The organism is Microbispora sp. CSR-4 (assembly GCF_008033685.1).
Taxonomy (GTDB): domain Bacteria; phylum Actinomycetota; class Actinomycetes; order Streptosporangiales; family Streptosporangiaceae; genus Microbispora.
The window spans coordinates 1-1060 of the sequence record NZ_VJVX01000184.1 but is presented as its reverse complement, the minus strand read 5'-3'; the positions used below and the strand labels follow the sequence as shown (position 1 = coordinate 1060).

The window sequence follows — 1060 nt, the reverse complement described above, 5'->3', positions numbered from 1 at the left end:
GCGCTCGCCGCCGTGGCCTGGGCCGCGGTCAGCGCCTCCTGCGGCGACTGCGACCCGCTCATCGCGGCCTGCATCGCCTTCCACATCGGCTCGGAGATCTTCGGATACTTCGTGCCGAGGTTGTCGCTGGTGCGGCCCTTGGCCGCCTTGACCGCCTCCACCCACACCTTCAGCTCGGCGTTCTGCTCGACCTGCTTGGCCTGCACGTCCTCCGTCGGCGCGATGTACGACAGCGTGGTCGTGGTGGTCAGCGAGTTGTCCGTGCTGGTCAGACAGCTCACGAGCTTCTGGGAGGTCGCGTAGCGGGCGGCGTCCTTCTGGACCGGAATGGTGACGAACTCACCGCCGGTCGGAGCGGGCGCGGTGCCGCCGTCCTTGGCGGGGATGGGGATGATGCCGTAGTCGAAGCCGGTCTTCTTGGCGTTGGCGAGCTGCCAGGTGCCGTTCTCGCCGAAGGCGAAGTCACCGGTCGCGAACTCCTGCCAGCTCGTGGTCTGCGTGTTGTTGATGACCGAGGTGGGGGCGTAGCCCTTCTTCACCCAGTCGGCCCACAGCGACAGCGCGGAGACGCCCTCGGACGAGTCCAGTTTCGTGAGGTTCGCGCCCGCGCCCCAGAACCAGGGCAGGAACTGGAAGCTGCCCTCCTCGGTGCCGATGCCCGCGAACGTGATGCCCTTCTTGCCCGCCGCCTTCACCTTCTCCAGCGCCGCCGTCAGCGACGCCCAGTCCTTCACCGCGTCGGCGTCCACCCCGGCCTTCTTGAGCACGTCCTTGTTGTAGTAGAGGGCGAGGGTGTTGGCCCCGATCGGGATGCCGTACGTCTTGCCTTCGAGCTGCCCGGCGGCGAGCAGGTTCGGCGAGGCGGCCGAGGTGTCGATCTTCGTCTCGTCGGTCGAGGTCAGCACGCCGGCCTCGGCCAGCGTCGAGACCACCGGGTTGTCCACGATCAGCACGTCCGGCGAGTTGCCCTGCTGGGCCGCCAGCAACGCCTTGTTCGTCAGGTCGGTGGTGTCGTAGCCGGTCCGCTTGATGGTCACCCCGGCCTGGGTCCCGCACTGCG

General features: G+C 68.2%; 1 protein-coding gene. It reads right to left on the bottom strand.

The features are described from left to right. On the bottom strand, nucleotides 1-1037 hold a 1037-nt coding region (locus FLV34_RS39350; RefSeq protein ID WP_261986087.1), incomplete at its 3' end, for an extracellular solute-binding protein. Nucleotides 1038-1060 lie beyond the last annotated feature (23 nt).